The organism is [Actinomadura] parvosata subsp. kistnae (genome assembly GCF_900323885.1).
Lineage (GTDB): Bacteria > Actinomycetota > Actinomycetes > Streptosporangiales > Streptosporangiaceae > Nonomuraea > Nonomuraea composti.
Window position 1 is genome coordinate 391,683 of record NZ_OOHJ01000011.1, and the last position, 15,421, is coordinate 407,103.

The 15,421-nt window shown below is 73.0% G+C and carries 16 protein-coding genes; 6 read left to right on the forward strand and 10 right to left on the reverse strand.

What is annotated here, in order from left to right; translation table 11 throughout:
- Positions 1 to 46: 46 nt before the first annotated feature.
- The 6 genes from KIS93_RS12485 to KIS93_RS12510 all read right to left on the reverse strand — a co-directional run bounded on the left by KIS93_RS12485 (position 47) and on the right by KIS93_RS12510 (position 2,774).
- Positions 47 to 739, reverse strand: coding sequence for a carbonic anhydrase (locus tag KIS93_RS12485; RefSeq protein WP_080046909.1), 693 nt, complete (start codon positions 737 to 739; stop codon positions 47 to 49).
- 154 nt (positions 740 to 893) lie between these two features.
- Positions 894 to 1,643: a hypothetical protein gene (locus KIS93_RS12490; RefSeq protein WP_155127916.1), complete on the reverse strand. Its 750-nt coding sequence runs from the start codon at positions 1,641 to 1,643 to the stop codon at positions 894 to 896.
- A 112-nt stretch (positions 1,644 to 1,755) separates the two neighbouring features.
- Positions 1,756 to 1,926, reverse strand: coding sequence for a hypothetical protein (locus KIS93_RS12495; RefSeq protein WP_155127919.1), 171 nt, complete (start codon positions 1,924 to 1,926; stop codon positions 1,756 to 1,758).
- A complete protein-coding gene (locus tag KIS93_RS12500) occupies positions 1,910 to 2,143 on the reverse strand; it encodes a hypothetical protein (RefSeq protein ID WP_080040215.1) in 234 nt (77 codons plus the stop codon). Before KIS93_RS12500 ends, KIS93_RS12495 begins: the two co-directional genes overlap by 17 nt.
- Positions 2,140 to 2,388 carry an ArsR/SmtB family transcription factor gene (locus tag KIS93_RS12505; protein ID WP_155127922.1) on the reverse strand — a complete coding sequence of 83 codons (249 nt, stop codon included), beginning with the start codon at positions 2,386 to 2,388 and terminating at the stop codon, positions 2,140 to 2,142. Before KIS93_RS12505 ends, KIS93_RS12500 begins: the two co-directional genes overlap by 4 nt.
- 77 nt (positions 2,389 to 2,465) lie before the next feature.
- On the reverse strand, positions 2,466 to 2,774 hold the full coding sequence (locus tag KIS93_RS12510; protein WP_186404129.1) for a MiAMP1 family antimicrobial peptide: 309 nt from the start codon (positions 2,772 to 2,774) through the stop codon (positions 2,466 to 2,468).
- Positions 2,775 to 2,886: 112 nt separating this feature from the next.
- Between KIS93_RS12510 and KIS93_RS12515 the strand changes: the two genes are divergently transcribed.
- On the forward strand, positions 2,887 to 3,615 hold the full coding sequence (locus KIS93_RS12515; RefSeq protein WP_155127925.1) for a hypothetical protein: 729 nt from the start codon (positions 2,887 to 2,889) through the stop codon (positions 3,613 to 3,615).
- A gap of 7 nt (positions 3,616 to 3,622) precedes the next feature.
- On the opposite strand, the gene KIS93_RS12520 is transcribed toward KIS93_RS12515, so the two are convergent.
- Positions 3,623 to 4,828: an ATP-binding protein gene (locus tag KIS93_RS12520; RefSeq protein WP_268966982.1), complete on the reverse strand. Its 1,206-nt coding sequence runs from the start codon at positions 4,826 to 4,828 to the stop codon at positions 3,623 to 3,625.
- A 137-nt stretch (positions 4,829 to 4,965) separates the two neighbouring features.
- Between KIS93_RS12520 and KIS93_RS12525 the strand changes: the two genes are divergently transcribed.
- The 4 genes from KIS93_RS12525 (at position 4,966) to KIS93_RS12540 (ending at position 12,381) form a co-directional block, all read left to right on the forward strand.
- A complete protein-coding gene (locus KIS93_RS12525; protein WP_155127927.1) occupies positions 4,966 to 8,493 on the forward strand; it encodes a WD40 repeat domain-containing protein in 3,528 nt (1,175 codons plus the stop codon).
- The gene (locus KIS93_RS12530; protein ID WP_080040221.1) at positions 8,484 to 9,170 is read left to right on the forward strand and encodes a hypothetical protein; all 687 of its coding nucleotides are present in this window, start codon (positions 8,484 to 8,486) and stop codon (positions 9,168 to 9,170) included. The genes KIS93_RS12525 and KIS93_RS12530 overlap by 10 nt, the downstream gene beginning before the upstream one ends.
- Positions 9,167 to 11,860: an NACHT domain-containing protein gene (locus tag KIS93_RS12535; RefSeq protein WP_155127930.1), complete on the forward strand. Its 2,694-nt coding sequence runs from the start codon at positions 9,167 to 9,169 to the stop codon at positions 11,858 to 11,860. The genes KIS93_RS12530 and KIS93_RS12535 overlap by 4 nt, the downstream gene beginning before the upstream one ends.
- Before the next feature lie 170 nt (positions 11,861 to 12,030).
- A complete protein-coding gene (locus KIS93_RS12540) occupies positions 12,031 to 12,381 on the forward strand; it encodes a DoxX family protein (RefSeq protein ID WP_080040222.1) in 351 nt (116 codons plus the stop codon).
- Positions 12,382 to 12,445: 64 nt separating this feature from the next.
- Here KIS93_RS12540 and KIS93_RS12545 read toward each other — a convergent pair whose 3' ends face one another.
- Positions 12,446 to 12,988 carry a nuclear transport factor 2 family protein gene (locus tag KIS93_RS12545; RefSeq protein WP_222107432.1) on the reverse strand — a complete coding sequence of 181 codons (543 nt, stop codon included), beginning with the start codon at positions 12,986 to 12,988 and terminating at the stop codon, positions 12,446 to 12,448.
- 211 nt (positions 12,989 to 13,199) lie between these two features.
- On the opposite strand from KIS93_RS12545, the gene KIS93_RS12550 reads away from it, so the two are divergent.
- On the forward strand, positions 13,200 to 13,964 hold the full coding sequence (locus KIS93_RS12550) for an SDR family oxidoreductase (protein WP_080040223.1): 765 nt from the start codon (positions 13,200 to 13,202) through the stop codon (positions 13,962 to 13,964).
- Between the two features lie 121 nt (positions 13,965 to 14,085).
- On the opposite strand, the gene KIS93_RS12555 is transcribed toward KIS93_RS12550, so the two are convergent.
- The gene (locus KIS93_RS12555; protein ID WP_080040224.1) at positions 14,086 to 14,640 is read right to left on the reverse strand and encodes a hypothetical protein; all 555 of its coding nucleotides are present in this window, start codon (positions 14,638 to 14,640) and stop codon (positions 14,086 to 14,088) included.
- A gap of 91 nt (positions 14,641 to 14,731) precedes the next feature.
- A complete protein-coding gene (locus KIS93_RS12560) occupies positions 14,732 to 15,112 on the reverse strand; it encodes an STAS domain-containing protein (RefSeq protein ID WP_080040225.1) in 381 nt (126 codons plus the stop codon).
- Positions 15,113 to 15,421 lie beyond the last annotated feature (309 nt).

Sequence of the window (15,421 nt, forward strand, 5' to 3'; positions counted from 1 at the left end):
GTGCCGGGCTGACATCCGCCCCAGACACCACCGAACCGCCGGGCCGTCACACCAGCCGGGTCACCTTGCCGGTGTCGAGCGAGTAGTACCCGCCCACGACCTTGAGCTTCCGTGCGGCGATGCGCGGGGCGAGCAGCTTGTCGGACCTGAGCTCGGCCACCACGTTGGTGGTGTTGATCCGGATCATCCGGTCCACATCCCCGTGGGCCTGCTCGTAGGCCGGTCGCAGGTCGTCGACGATGCGCTGCAGGTGGCCGGGCAGCTTGGTGCCGTGCTTGAGGGCGTCGGCGGCGGCGGTGACCGCGCCGCACCGCTGGTGGCCGAGCACCACGATCAGGGGCGTGTCCAGCTCGGCGGGGCCGTACTCGATGGCGCCGGCGACGAGGGGATCGATGGTCTGGGCGGCGCTGCGTACGGTGAGGATGTCCCCGACTCCCAGGTCGAAGACGATCTCGGGGGCGACGCGCGAGTCGATGCAGGAGACGACCACCGCATACGGTTGCTGCTTCTGGGCGACCTCGGCCCGCCGGGCGAGGTCCTGGTGGGGGTGGACGGAGGCGTCGGCGGCCCAGCGCCGGTTGCCCTCGCGCAGCTTCGCCCACGCCTCGTCCGGGGTGCCGGCCCGCCGCGCGGAGTCCCGTGCGAGGCCGTGCGCCACCCCGCCGTCTAACAGGACCCCGCCGGCGACCAGCCCAGCGGCGAGCAGTACTTTACGACGGTCAATGATCTTCTCAGACATGGGATCCAGTATGCGGTACACCGGATACGCCACTTTCGCCGGGTCCCTCCACGCGCCGACCGCTGCGACTCCACGTAACTGCTGCGGTCCGGCCGCGCAGGCTGACAGCACGCGCCCGCCCGTCAGGCCGTCACGGGGCTGTGGAGCCGTGCGGTCAGCTGGACGATTTGCCGGTGACCGTGCTCGGGTCGGGCGCCTTGATCGACACCTTGCCGCCCCACCCGGTGTAACGGGTCTCGACGGAGATGATGTCGCCCTCGAACGTGGCGTACTCATCCTTGGCGCCCTTAGCCCGGAACGAGCTCGACAGCGTGCCGACCAGGCCGGCCGAAGTGAGCGTCAGAGTGTAGGAGACCTCGGTGTCGGCCGCCCACGCTTTGAGGTCGGAGCCGGAAAACCACGGCGAGACCTGCGCGAGGCTCTTGAAAGTGATCCTGCCGGTGACCTTGTTCCCGGCTCTCGTGCCCTTGGCCAGCAGCGCCGACAACGTCGCGGGCTCGGCGGGATTCAGGACCTGGCCGTACAGGTAGGGCATCGCGCCGCCGCCGTCGAGCCTGAACCAGGTCTTGCCCTTGGGAAGGTAGTCGGCCACGTACTCACCGGAGTAGTACGTGCTCTTGCCGATGGAGATCGCACGGTCCTTGGCGTCGCGGTAGGACGTGCTCCTGATGTCGTAGGCGGCCAGCCCCTTCTTGCCGAACTGCAGCGTGCCCCTGTTCGTGTACGCCTGGAGGGTGTCGAGACCGTCGGACCAGGTGGACGTCTCGGTGAAGCGCACGCCGTGCCCGGGGGCCATGGTGGACTTCAGCGCGCGCACAGGATCCCTGGGGGCGGCTTGCGCGGGTGCGGCGCCCACCAAAAGGGAGGTGGACAGCGCTAAGAGAGCGGTGATCGTCTTGTTCACGAGGGATCATCATGCCGTACCGGCCTGTCGGCCCTCGATGGCCGCCGCGGATTCCTCTGGGCCGTTTGTGACCGCCGACGTTCCTCTCGCGCCTCCAGACGCGTGCGGACTGTCAGGCGGGTTCGAGGCGGTCGGCGAGGCGGCGGAGGGTGAGCGCGAACCGGACGCGGAGGCGCGGCAGGACCTGTCGGCGTGGGCGGGGCGGGATCATGCGTGAGCGGGCGGCCTCGGCTCGCCGCTCGGCCAGGTCCGCGCGGATGCGCTCTTCATGCAGGCCGTACATGGAGGGCCCTGCACGGTTCTTCGGGGAAGGCGTGGTAGAAGGTGAAGACCGGGCGGGTGTCCGGCGGGGCGTCGTTCGCTTCGACGCGTGATCGGCTCAGCTCGCGCCACGGCTGCAGCACGGCGTTGAGCTGGTCGGCGAGCTGGGCGAGCTCGCCCGGGGTGAGCCGCAGGTGGTGGCTGCCGCCGAACGACGCGTTCTGCCAGGCCTTATTCACAGCCCGCCCATGGCGGCCCGGACCCAGCGTTCCCGGCTGTCGCGGGCGAGCTCCGGCACGTCCTCGATCAGGTCGTGTCTCTGCATCTGCCGCAGGTGGTAGCTGACCTGGCCGGGGTCGGCGTCCATCCGCCTGGCCAGCTCGCTCACGGTGACCGGGCCGATCCGGAACAGGAGGCTGAAGAGCTTCATCCGGAACCGGCTGGTCATGACCCTGAGCACGTCCAGGTCGTCGATCTGTCGCATGGCCACGACCGTAGGGCCCGCGGGTGAAGCTGCTCAAGGCTTCTACTGGATCTTGAAATGCCGGCCGTTCGGAGGCGTCAGCACACGATGAAGATGCTCTTCCAGCCCACCGGCGTGCGCTGCTCGGCGTTCCTGTTCGAGGCCAGCGTGAAGTGGGCGACGCCCTCGGCGTTGGGCTGGTTGTACATGCGGCCGCTCTGGCCGTCGCCGTACCACTTGTAGGAGCCGTTGAAGGGGATGTTCGACACGCCGCACCGGTCGATGACGACGCTTCTGCCGGTGAAGCCGGGGCCTTCGTAGGCGACGTACTGCGAGGCGTAGGCGGCGCCGGCGGTGCCGGCGACGATGGCGGCGGTGAACACGGAGGTGAGAACGAACTTCTTCACGCGGGTCCTTCCGACGGAACTGACTGCGGAAAGTAATGGTAGCGGCACTCTCCGCAATCACCCAAGCCTTTTGCGTCACGGAGCCGCGCTCCCGCCCCTAGGATCACGCTTTATGATCATTCGTTTATCCGCCGGGGCGGCCGTGGGCCTGGCCCTGTTCGCCGGCCCCGCGCTCGCCGAGCCGGTCAAGGGCGCGCCCGAGCTGACCCACAACGCCCTCTACAAGGCGGCCAAGCTGCCCAAGATCGCCTGCAAGCTGGACAAGGGCACGAGCGGCGCCTCCACGAAGAAGTACGTCACCACCCTCGTCGGCTGCCTGAACAAGGCGTGGCAGCCGGCCATCAAGGGCTTCGTCCCGGTCAAGGTGGTGTTCAAGGACGCCGACGACAAGGAGTCCTGCTCCACCGGCATGGACGTCAGCGGCTCCTTCACCGAGATCTGCGCCACCCAGCTCCACGTGCGGCTGGCCGACGACTGGATCAAGGCCAAGAGCGACGTGGCCGTGTTCACCTCCGTCGTGCGGACGTGGGGCGGGGTGGTGACCGGGCAGACCGGCATCGGGCAGGCGTGGTGGGCGCTGGAGAACGACGCGTCCGAGACGGTCATGGACGAGCACAACCGCCGCTACTACCTGCAGATCGCCTGCTTCTCGGGGGTGTCGGCGAAGGCGCTGGGGCGTCAGGTCAAGGACTGGAAGCCGATTCTCAAGGTGCCGGAGTTCTGGCCCAACCGGTTCCAGGGCAAGACCGCGAACCGCCTGTACTGGATGGACAAGGGGTACAAGGCGGGTAAGCCGGGCGCTTGCAACACCTGGACGGCGAGCTCGTCCCGGGTGGCCTGAGCCCGGCTCAACCCGTCCGGGACGCGTGGTCGCGGACGAGATCGTGGAAGCGGTAGCGGCCGGGCGCGGCCTCGCGCAGGAGGTGCGCGTCCAGCAGGTGCTCCAGCATCCGCTCCGCCTGGGACGCGCCCGTCCCCAGCAGGTCGGCGGCCGTGCTCGGGCCGAACTCCGCGCCGGTGTGCGACCCCAGCAGCCGGTACGCGCGCCGCAGGTCGGAGGGGAGCCGGTCGTAGGAGGCGTCCAGGGCGGCGGCCACGTCGTGCCGTCCCGCCGCCAGTTCGGCCAGCCGGTCGCCGGCGAGCCGGTCGAGCAGGTGCCGCACGCTCCACGTGGGACGCGCCCGCAGCCGGTCGGCGGCGACGCGGACGGCCAGCGGCAGCCACCCGCAGCGCGCGACGACCTCGTGCAGGTCGTCGCGGGGCACGCCCGCCACCCGGTCCCATCCGGCCACGCCGGTGAACAGGGCGACCGCCGCCGCCGGGGACAGGACGTCCAGCGGCAGGCCGCGGGCGTCGCCGAGCCCGCTCAGGCGGCGGCGGCCGGTGACGATCACGCGGCAGCCGGGGCCGCCGGGCAGCAGCGGGTGGATCTGGTGCTCGTCGAGGGCGTCGTCCAGCACGATCAGCACCCGGCGCCCGGCCAGCACGCTGCGGTACAGCGCGGCGCGGTCGTCCAGGTGCTCAGGGACGTCCGCGTCCGGCACGCCGAGGGCGCGCGCCATCCGGGCCAGGGCCTCGCCCGGCTCGACCGGTCGCCGGCCGGGTGCGTGGCCGCGCAGGTCCACGAAGAGCTGCCCGTCGGGGAAGCCGGGGGCGAGCCGGTGGCCGGCGTGCACGGCCAGGGCCGTCTTGCCCGTTCCGGCCATGCCGTCGATGGCGACGACCGGCGCCGGGCCCGCGTGGTGGTCGCCGGTGAGGGCCGCCAGCTCGTCCTCCCGGCCGATCAGGGTCGCGAGGCCGGCGGGCAGCTGCCGGGGGACGATCGTGGTCACGGCCGGCTCGCCCGCCTCTCCTGCCAGCAGCTCCCGTTCCGCGCCGTCCAGCTCCAGGGCCTGCGCCAGCAGCAGGACGGACCTGCTGCGCGGCTGCCAGAGGCCTCCGTTCTCCAGCCGCCGCACGGTCCGCACATTGAGCCCCGCCTTCTCGGCCAGTTGCTCCTGGGTCATCAACGCCCGCTTCCGCCATCCCCGCAGCAGTGTCCCCGCAGAATCCAACGTGTCCCCCGTCGGTCAACCATCAGGCGTCCATCAGAGCCGCGTTGGAGCCGTTCCGGCCACAGGTGGGACGACATTGGACGAAATCGGACGACAACCGTTTGATGCCAGTGGCCCGGTTTGTCAGAATGACCGCCATGGGCGAGCGGGGTGATCATCCCAGCGAGATCTGCCCCTACCAGGGCCTGGCTCCGTTCGAGCAGAGCGCGGCCGAGCTGTTCTTCGGCCGCACGCGAGCCACCCGCGACCTCCTCGAACGCCTGGGGCGGCGACTGGCCGGCCGCGGCGCCGTCCTGCTCGTCTCGGGCGCCTCGGGTGTCGGCAAGTCGTCGCTGTTACGGGCGGGCCTGCTCCCGGCCGTGGTCAAAGGGGAACTCGGGGCGTGGCGGTGCCTGCTCACCACGCCCACCGCGACCCCGTTCCGCGCGCTGGCCGAGAGCTGGGCCAAGGAGTTCGGCGGGGACGCGGAAACGGTGGCCGAGCTGCTGCGCGGCGACCCGCGGCGGCTCCTGCCCGGAGGGGACGACCGGCTCCTGCTGGTGGCCGACCAGTTCGAGGAGCTGTTCACGCTGGTGGCCGACGAGCGCGAGCGGCAGGCGTACGTGGCGGCCCTGCACGCCCTGACCGACGGCCCGCACGGCGCCGCGGTGGTCGTCGGGGTGCGCGCCGACCACTGGGACCGGTGCGCCGCCTACCCCCGCTTCGCCGAGGCCATCCAGGACGGCCAGGTCATCGTCGAGCCGATGACGGAGGCGGACCTGCGGCTGGCGATCACCGGCCCGGCCGCCGCCGCCGGGCTGAAGATCGAGCCCGGCCTGGTGGAGACCATCCTCGCCGAGCTGCGGGCGGGGCTCGGCCCGGGCGACCGTCCCCTGCCGGGCGCGCTGCCCCTGCTCTCGCAGGCGCTGCGCAACACCTGGGAACGGCGTACGGACGGCACCCTGACCCTGCGCGGCTACGAGGAGTCCGGCCGGGTGCGCGACTCCGTGCGCCGCACCGCCGACGAGGTGCTGGAGCGGCTGCCGCCGGAGGACCGCAAGGCGGCGCTGCGGATCTTCCGCCGCCTGACGCTGATCACCGCGGGCGGCCAGGTGGCGCGGCGCGCCGCGCGGCTGTCCGAGTTGCACGCCGCCGCCTCCGCGCACACCGAGCAGCGGCGCGAGCAGGTCGGGGCGCTGCTGTCCGCGTTCGCCGACCGGCGCCTGCTCACCCTGCACGAGGACAGCGCCGAGATCTCCCACGACGCCCTCCTGACCGCCTGGCCCGCCCTGCGGCAGTGGCTCGAACCCGACCTCGCCGCGCAGACGGTCTACGACCGGCTGGTGGAGGCCGCCGCCCAGTGGGACGGCAACCACCGTGACCCCGCGTTCCTCTACCGGGGCGCCCGGCTGCTCGCCGTGCAGGACAGCCGGCCCCGCTGGGAACGCGACCCCGACAGCTTCCCGCCGCCGGGGCCCGTCGTGGAGAGCTTCGTCGCGGCGTCCACGCGGGAGGTGCGGCGGGCGAGCCGCCGCCGCCGGCTGGCCGTGGCGGGCCTGGCGATGGTGTCGGTGCTCGCCCTCGTCGCCGCCGCCATCGCCGTCAACGCGGCGGACGAGGCCGGCCGGCAGCGCAGGGTGGCGCTCTCCCGCCAGCTCGCCGCGCAGAGCGAGGTCACCGGCGACGTCGCCCTGTCCTCGGTGCTGGCCGTGGCGGCCTGGAACCTCGCCCAGACCGACGAGGCCCGCAACCGCCTGCTGTCCGCGGCGACCAGCACCGGCCGGGGCAAGCTCACCGGGCACACGCGCGGCGTCACGTCCCTGGCGTTCAGCGCCGACGGCTCGACCGTCGCGACCGGCGGCGCCGACGGCACCGCCCGGCTCTGGGACACCGCGACGCGCCGGCAGCTCGGCGCCCCGATCACCCGCGCCAGGTTCGAGTGCTCGGACGTCGAGGTGGCCCTCAGCCCCGACGGCCGCACCCTGGCCACCGCGTGCCTGAGCACCGTCCGCTTCTACGACGTCGCCACCCGCCGCCCACTCGGGCCCGACGTCAAGCAGGACGAGGTCGTGTCGGCGCTGGAGTTCAGCCCGGACGGCAGGACGCTCGTGACGGGCGACTTCCGAGGCGTCGTCCGGCAGTGGGACGCGGCCACGCACCGGCCGCGCGGCCCCGCCATGGGCCGCCCCGACCACCGGCCGGAGCTGGCGAGCATCGTCCAGCGGGTGGTGTTCACCAGGGACGGCAGCACCCTGGCCGTCGCGCGGGGCCGGGCCGTCCGGCTCTGGGACGCCGCCACCTCCCGCCCGCTGGGCGGCCCGATCGCCCGGCAGAACAAGCCCTTGCTCGACATCGCGTTCAGCCCGGACGCGAGGACGCTGGTGACCGTGGGCTTCGACAACGGCGCTGGGCTGTGGGACGTGGCGTCGGGCAAGCGCAAGGCCGTGATCAAGGACGGCATCCACGGCTTCTACTCGGTCGCCTTCAGCCCCGACGGCACCCGGATCGCCACCGGCGGGCGCTCCGGCCGTACCGTCCTGTGGGACACCGCCAGCCGGCAGCGGGTGCTCGCGCTCCAGGACAACCTCATGAGCGTCCGGCGGGTGGCGTTCAGCGCGGACGGGAAGCTGCTGGCCGCGGCGAGTGACGACGGCGTGGTCCGGCTCGCCGACCCGCAGGTCCACCTGCAGATCGGCCGGCCGGTGCCGGCGGAGAACGCCGTCGCGCTGAGCCGTGACGGGCGGATCCTGGCGACCGGCGGCCCCGGCAGGAACGACCCCGCCGTCCACCTGTACGACGTGGCCACCCAGCGGCCCCTCGGCCCGCCGCTGCGCGCCCCGGGCGCCCGCGGCGCCGTCATCAAGATCGCTTTCGCGCCTGACGGACGCACGCTCCTGACCTCCGCCATGGACGGCCTGCGCGTCTGGGACCTCGCGAGCCGCCGCGTGCTCGCCCATGACCGCACGTTCGACGGCCAGGCCGAGTTCAGCGCGGACGGCAGGTTCGCCGCCGTCCAGCACGAAGGGGCCATCGCGTTCTGGGACGTCGCGACCCGCCGCGAGTTCGGGCCGCGCATCCGCGTCGCCGACCACACCGACGTCATCACCGGCCTGGCCATCAGCCCCGACGGCAGGACGCTGGCCAGCGCCGGCTTCGACTCGCGGGTGCGGCTCTTCGACGTGGCCACCCGCCGCCAGATCGAGGGCACCCCGCCCGCCGTCGCCGGTGGGCTGGTCAACGACCTGGCCTTCAGCCCCGACGGCGCGACGCTGGCGTTCACGGCGGCCGACGACGCCGTGCGGCTGTGGGACGTCCGGCGGCGCCGCACCAACGGCGTCGCCCTGGTCCCCGAGGACGACGCGCCCACCGCGCTCGCGTTCAGCGGGAACGGCCAGGTGCTGGCCACCGGCCTGCAGAGCGGCGACGTGCTGCTGTGGGACCTGCGCACGCACCGGCCCCTCGGCAACCCCATGACCGGCCACACCCGCGGCGTCGTCGCGCTCGCCTACGCCCCCGACGGCACGGCCGTGGCCACGGTCGCCGGCGACGGGACCGCGCGTCTGTGGCACACCGGCACCCCCGCCGACCTCGTCGCCGCCGCGTGCGCCAACGCGGGCCGCGCGCTCGGCCGCGGCGAATGGGAGATGCTCATCCCGGAGGAGGAGTACCGCCCGACGTGTTCGTGACGCTCGCACTCACCCTGGACAAGGCCCGCATGTTCGTGCGCGGGCTGCGGCGGCGGACCGGCCGGCCGGTGCCCGAGCTGGTGGACCTGTTCCGCTCCATCATCGACGGCGGCCGGGACTTCCACCCGATCGCCTCCGACTTCCTCCAGCACTTCATGGACGGGGCGGGCGCCTCCAGGACGATGTCGCTGCGCTGGCTCCGCTCGTTCAAAGTGATCAAGAAAGCCGAGCGCAAGAACCAGCGCCGCTTCGAACGCCAGCTCCTGCGGCGCGCCGGCCGGCTCGGCGAGCACGACTCCGCCTGGCTGCACGACCACTGGGACGCGCGGATCAACGCCTTCATCGGCACCGAGCTGTTCTACGTCAGCAGGATGAGCCTGCTGCGCTCGCAGGGCTCGTTCGTGCTGACCAGGGACGGGCGGGAGGTGCGGGTGTCCGGCACCGTGCGGCACCGCTGGTTCGACCCCTACGACTGGGACCGCGGGCGCTGGGTCTACATCCCGCGGCACGGCTTCGTCCCCATCGCCGTCGGGCGGGACCTGGTGGAGGCCGACGAGGCACGCAACTTCCTCATGGAGGCGCGCCACGTCCAGACCCTGGAAGGGGTGTGCGTGCCCGGGCGGTGGCGCGGGCGGGCGACGTTCACGTGGGCGCTGGTCAGGACGGGCGACCGATGAGCGCCGGACGTCCCCTCCCGCCCGATCCTCGGCAGGCCGCCGACGTGGCGGCGTTCGTCGCGGCACTGGTACGGCTCCGGCAGTGGGCCGGCGAGCCGTCACTGAGCCGGCTCCGGTCGCTCGGCGGCCGGATCGCCGCCTCGGACGGCACCATGGTGGACGCGCTGCCCAAGAGCACCACCTCGCACGTGTTGCGGCAGAGCGGGCGGTTGCCGCGGTGGGAGTTCGTGCGGGCGTTCGTCACGGCTTGCCTGCGGTCCTGCGGGCATCCTGAGGAGCTGATCGGCGAGGAGCTCGAACGGTGGCGCGCCGCTAGAGCCGCCCTCGCCACCCCGGCCACTCCCCCGCCCGCACCCGACGAGACCGCTCCCCCGCCTGACGCGGCTCCCCCGCCTGACGCGGCTCCCCCGCCTGACGCGGCTCCCCCGCCTGACGCGGCTCCCCCGCCTGACGCGGCTCCTCCTCCTGACGCGGCTTTCCCGCCTGCGCCCGGCGGGGCTCCTCCCCTGCCGCCTGCGACCGGTGCCTCCTGGGCGGGGCGGGACCCGGCGGTGGAGCTGCTGGTCCGGCGCGTGCTCCGCGAGGAGGACCGGGCGCGCAAGGGGCTGCTGGGCGGCTACGACATCGCGCCCGTCTCCTTCGGCCCCGCGCACACCGACCCCTCCGTCCGTGGCCCGGACGACCCGCACACGACCCGCCGCTCCGCCCAGAGCCCGGACGACCTGCACACGATCGGCCGCTTCTTCACCGCCCTGCACCCCCGGCGCCTGCTGGTCGTGGGCGAGTCGGGGGCCGGCAAGACGGTCCTCGCCATCGAGCTGGTGCTGCAACTCCTGGAGCCCCCGCTGACCACGGGCGATCCCCCGCACCTGGTTCCGGTCCGGCTGAACGCGGCCCGCTGGACCGTGGGCAGGCCGTTCGAGACCTGGCTGGCCGAGCAGCTCGTGCAGGACTTCGGCCTCGCGGCCGGCGACGCGCACCGGCTGGTCCGCGACCGCAGGGTGCTCCCGGTGGTGGACGGGCTGGACGAGCTGGACCCCGGCCCGCCGGCCGGGACACCCCGCCGGGCGATGGGCCTGCTGGCCGAACTCAACCGCTACAGCGACCTGTCCGGGCGGCGCGCCGGCCCGGTCGTCGTCACCTGCCGCGCCGACCGTTACGCCGAGCTGCGCGCGGCCGGCGTCTGGCTCGACGACGCCGCCCTGATCCGGCTGCACGACCTGACCGTCGAGCAGATCGCCGTCTACCTGAAGGCCCGCTGGCCGGACGGCCACCCCTGCGCCGGCCACCGCGACGGCATCCAGGCGGCCCTCGGGGGACCGGCGGGCCGGGCGGTCCACCTCGCGCTCGCCACACCCTGGCGGCTGCTGCTGACGGTCACCGCCGTGGAGTCCGGCGCCGACCCGTACGAGCTGTTGCGCGCCGATCCGCACGCCGACCCTCGTGCGGGCGCGGACGCGATCGCCGGGCGGCTGCTGGAGGCGTACGTCCCGGCGGCGACCCGCCTGACGCCCCGGGCCGCGCACCGCACCCCGTACCAACCGGACCAGGTGCGGGCCTGGCTGGTGCACCTGGCGGCCCACCTGCGCCGGCAAGCCGCCCGCACCGCCGCGACCGACCGGCCGCCGCCCGGCCTGACGGCGATCGACCTGGTCCCCCACCTGCTGTGGCCGATCGGCGGCCGGCACCTGGTGCGGGTGCTGCACTGCCTGTTCGCGGTGACCCTCGCGGTCGTCGCCATGCTCGCCTTCTGGACGGGCTCAGGAGCCGGCGACGCGAGCCCGGGCATGGGCATGGGCATGGGCATGGGCATGGACGGGGGCGCGGAGCAGGCGCTCACGCTCGCACTCATGACGTCCTGGGTGGGAATCGTGACCGGCCTGTCGCTGTCGTCGTGGCCGGCCGCGGCGGGCGGGCGCACGAACGTCCCTCACCGGCGCCGCCTGACGGGCGCGCTGCTCGGCGCGCTGGCGGGCCTGCCCGTCGGCGTGCTCGGCGGCCTGGCCGGGCTGCTCCTGACCGGCGGCCGGGTGTTCGACCTGGGCTTCGCCATCGTGGCGGGCGGCACCGGAGGGCTGACGCTCGGCACGGCCATCGGGCTGACCGCCGCCGGCCGGCTCGGGGCCGAGCGTATGACCGTCGCCGAGGCGATCCGCGCCGAGCCGATCACGCTGGCGGGCTTCGGGTTGTGCGGCGCGCTCACCGGGCTGGCGCCGCTGCGCCTGGCCCACGCCGGGCCGGCGGCGCTGGTCGTGGGGGTGAGCGGTGCGTTCGTGCTGGCGTTCGCGCTCGGGGTGGTCTTCAAGATCACCACTGGCGGGTGGAGCATGGACGCCGAGCTGGCCCACCCGCGCGAGGCCCTGCACCGCAACCCGGTGATCGGGCTGGTGTTCGGCCTGACCGGCGGCGTCGCGGCCTTCCTGGTGTTCGTGATGAGCCGGGGCCTGATCGAGTCGCTGGCGTGCGCGCTGGTCGGCGGCGTCGCGTTCGGTCTGAGCTTCGGCGCCCTCGCCTGGACCCGCACCATGATCGGCCTGACCGTCGCCGCCACGCGCGGCCTGCTGCCCCTGCGGCTGTGGAGCTTCCTCGACTGGGCCTGCGAGGCCCGCCTGCTGCGCGTCAGCGGCGCCACGTACCAGTTCCGCCACCGCGAGCTCCAGGACTTCCTGACACCTCCCGAGGAGGGGTGACGCGTCGGCCATCAGCATCAGACGGATCATCACCTACAGTGATTGACCGGCGATTTTCCGTGATGCTAATTTGCTGGATGCCGCCGAGACGTACCGCTTCCCCAGGTGGAGGTGAGGTCCGTCCGGCGCCGGGCACCACCACGGCGGCACGCCTTGACCCGAGAGGAAGCATGCACACCGCCTACCTCGTCGTCACCGTCATCACGATCGTCGCCAACGCCGTGATCGCCGTTCTCGACTTCGCACGGGCTCCCTGGGTCCTGGCCAACTCCGCCGCGGTGAACGTCGACCCCTCCTGGGTCCCGCTGCTGGGGGCGCTCAAGGCCGCCGGCGCCGCCGGTCTGGCCCTCGGGATCATGGGGGTCCCGTACATCGGTCTCGCCGCCGCGATCGGGCTCGTCCTGTTCTTCCTCGGCGCGCTCGTCGCCCACGTCCGCGCCAGAGTCTTCCACAACATCGCCGCACCAGCGGCCTATTTCGCCCTGGCCGCCGCGTCCGCCGTCCTCGCCGCCAGACAGTGATGGGGCGGTTCCCCTCGCGCTGTTCGCCTGGTGTCGTCGCCCCGGCCGCCGGCGCGGTCCTGGCTCAGTCGCCGTTCGGCGTCTCCAGCCGCTCGGGGATCTTCGCGAGCGGATATCTGCGCCAGAAGAACGCGTCCGCCGCATGTTGGTCGGCGGCGAAGTTGACCGCTTCGACGATGCGGCCGGCCCGGATGCGGAAGGCCAGCGCCCAGAGAATGTCCAGGCCCTCCGGCTGCGTGCTCCAGCCCCGGTGCAGGTCGATCACCCAGTCGCCGTCGGCGGCGAGGGCTATCGGGTCGGCGCGGAAGCCCGCACGGGCGAGCTGGGCGAAGAACGCCAGCACTTCGTCGGCGCCTCGCTTGGTCCCGGCGAGCGGATGGTGCCCGGGGATGGTCCACACGATGTCGGCGGCGAAGAAGCGCTCACGCAAGGCGGTCAGGTCGTTGCGGGCATATGCCGCGTAGTAGTCGCGGATCAGCTTGACGTTGGGGTGCTCCTTGGCGGGTTTCGCCTCGGCCGGAGAGGGGCTGCCCACGGCCGCCAGGGTCAGGCCGGCGGCGCCGACGCCCATGGTCCGCAGCAGGGTGGCTCGGCTCAGTTCGGTCACAGAAACCTCCTGGTGTGAAGTTTCTTCATCGTGGCGAGGCCGGCCGGCCGGTGGCCAATACCTGTGTCCATAGCCATCAGCTATGGCTCCCTCACAGCCAGCCGGGCACCCCGGCCCTGCCCGGCGGAATTCGCGCACACGTTCGGAGGATCGCGGATCCCCCGACAAGTGGTCTCTGCACCCGCGCCCGCCGGCACGGCACCCTCGAAGCATGAACATCTCCGGAAACACCGTCTTCATCCCCGGCGCCACCAGCGGCATCGGTCTCGCGCTCGCCCTCGCCCTCCAGGCCAAGGGGAACACCGTCATCGTCGGCGGCCGGCGGGCCGACCTGCTGGAGCGGATCGCCGCCGAGCACCCCGGCCTCGACACCGTGCGGATCGACACGACGGACGCGGCGAGCATCGAGGCCGCCGCCAAGCACGTCCTGGCCCGGCACCCCGAGCTGAACGTGCTGGTCACCATGGCCGGCATCATGCGGGTCGAGGACTGGCACCGGCCCGAGTCGTTCCTGGCCTCCGCCGAGGAGGTGGTGACGACCAACGTGCTCGGCCCGATCCGGCTCATCGCCGCGTTCGTCGAGCACCTGCAGACGCGACCGAACGCCACGATCGTCACCGTCTCCTCCGGGCTCGCGTTCGCGCCGCTCAAGGTGACGCCCAGCTACAACGCGTCCAAGGCCGCCATCCACATGCTCAGCGAGTCGCTGCGGCTGCAGCTCGCCGACACGAACGTGAAGGTGATGGAGCTGGTGCCACCGTCCGTCCGGACCGCGCTGCTGCCGGGGCAGGAGAGCAGCGAGTTCGCGATGCCGCTGGAGGAGTACGTGGCGGAGGTCGTCGAGCTGCTGGAGACCCGGCCGGACGCGAAGGAGGTGCAGGTCGAGCGGGTCAAGTTCCTGCGGTACGGGGAGGCGCGCGGCGACTACGACCAGGTCGTCGCGACGCTCAACGCCGCCGACCCGCACGGCAAGTAGCCTCTCCCCTTCCTGTTCCGGTTCCTGTTCCGGTTCCTGTTCCGGTTCCTGTTCCGGTTCCTGTTCCTGGACGAGCCCGCCTGCCCGGACAGCCTGCCCCGGACCGCGTCACAGGGGCCCCTCACAGGGCCAGCGCCGCCATGAACGCCATGCTGGCCGCCATCCCCGCCGAGCACGCGTCCCGGCCCAGCGCCCTGCGGTCCCCGCCCCGTTCCAGCAGGACGCGGGCCAGCCGGGCGCCGGTCCAGCCCAGGCCGATGAGCAGGGCCACCGCGCCCAGCGAGCCGCCCGCGTGGGCGTGCCCGGACCACGAGCCGTCGAGCCCCGGCCCGCCGAGCGCCGCCAGCACCAGGAGCACGGACATGAGCACGAAGTCCTGAAGGTGGTGGCCGACCTCCGCCCGCCGGGACGGAGCGCCGCACAACCAGCCAGCGACCAGCAGCGCGAGCACCGCGACGACGACGAACACCCCGTCCAGGTGCCCGGCCGCCATGCCGAACGCCATGACGACGTACGGCCACCTCTTCCCGGCGCCGGCACGCCAGGACGGCAGCAGGGCCGGGGCGAGGGCCAGCACGCAGCCGGCCCCCACCACCATCGCGTGGAGGACGGGGTCCGAGCCGAGGTCTGCCCAGCGGGTGTCCACGGTGCACTCCTTGCCGTCGCCGGTGGTCACACCCCTAGGACAGGACGAACGTACCGAGCCGTGACAGGACGGCGCGCCACCGGATCACCATGATCCGGCATCGCGAGACCCTCTGCGCTGCCTACCGGCCGCCCGGCAGCCGCGCGTCGTCCGGCCGGCGCTCGCGCATCGCGGCGATGGCCTGCCGCACGTCGGGCTCGATGACCAGGGCCTGCCGCACGCCGGTGATCTCCAGGACGCGCGCGGGCAGCTCCTGCACGTCGGCCAGGCGCAGCACGCCGCCCTGCGCGCGCACGGCGGCCTGCAGCCGCAGCAGGACGTGCAGGCCCCGGCTGTCCAGGAACGTCAGCCCGTGCAGGTCCAGCACCATGTCGGCGCCGAGCCGGCAGTAACGCTCGGCGTAGGTCTGCAGCTTGTCGGAGTTGCTGGAGTCGAGCTCGCCCGCCACGGTGATCAGGACTCCTCCGGGCAGCTCCCGGCAGCTCAGGATCAGGGGAGACATGACGCCCTTCCGGCCCGCGATCGTTGCTCCTGGAGCCCAAGACTGAACGCGGTCGTGCCTGTCGGATCTTCCAGCGTGGGCTCCATCATGACGATCTCGCGCGGCGGAACCCCGGACGGTTCCTCTGACCTCACTCTTGGCCTTACGGCCCCGCCCCGTCTGCACACCAGACGAAGAGCGGACTCCCGCGGCTGTCCAGCAAGCGAAATCGGCCACCTCGTTTCGCGGCTATCCGGCCGGAGAGCATACGGCTGCCCGATCGAGGAGCGGCGGCTGTCCGGCCGGGGCGCATACGGCTGTCCGGCCAGG

What these genes read in the sequence shown, in the direction of transcription:
- KIS93_RS12485 (WP_080046909.1), bottom strand. Translation starts at nt 739, where the DNA reads ATGTCTGAGAAGATCATTGACCGTCGTAAAGTACTGCTCGCCGCTGGG.
- KIS93_RS12550 (WP_080040223.1), top strand. Translation starts at nt 13,200, where the DNA reads ATGAACATCTCCGGAAACACCGTCTTCATCCCCGGCGCCACCAGCGGC.
- KIS93_RS12505 (WP_155127922.1), bottom strand. Translation starts at nt 2,388, where the DNA reads ATGCGACAGATCGACGACCTGGACGTGCTCAGGGTCATGACCAGCCGG.
- KIS93_RS12560 (WP_080040225.1), bottom strand. Translation starts at nt 15,112, where the DNA reads ATGTCTCCCCTGATCCTGAGCTGCCGGGAGCTGCCCGGAGGAGTCCTG.
- KIS93_RS12525 (WP_155127927.1), top strand. Translation starts at nt 4,966, where the DNA reads ATGGGCGAGCGGGGTGATCATCCCAGCGAGATCTGCCCCTACCAGGGC.
- KIS93_RS12515 (WP_155127925.1), top strand. Translation starts at nt 2,887, where the DNA reads ATGATCATTCGTTTATCCGCCGGGGCGGCCGTGGGCCTGGCCCTGTTC.
- KIS93_RS12540 (WP_080040222.1), top strand. Translation starts at nt 12,031, where the DNA reads ATGCACACCGCCTACCTCGTCGTCACCGTCATCACGATCGTCGCCAAC.
- KIS93_RS12535 (WP_155127930.1), top strand. Translation starts at nt 9,167, where the DNA reads ATGAGCGCCGGACGTCCCCTCCCGCCCGATCCTCGGCAGGCCGCCGAC.
- KIS93_RS12495 (WP_155127919.1), bottom strand. Translation starts at nt 1,926, where the DNA reads ATGTACGGCCTGCATGAAGAGCGCATCCGCGCGGACCTGGCCGAGCGG.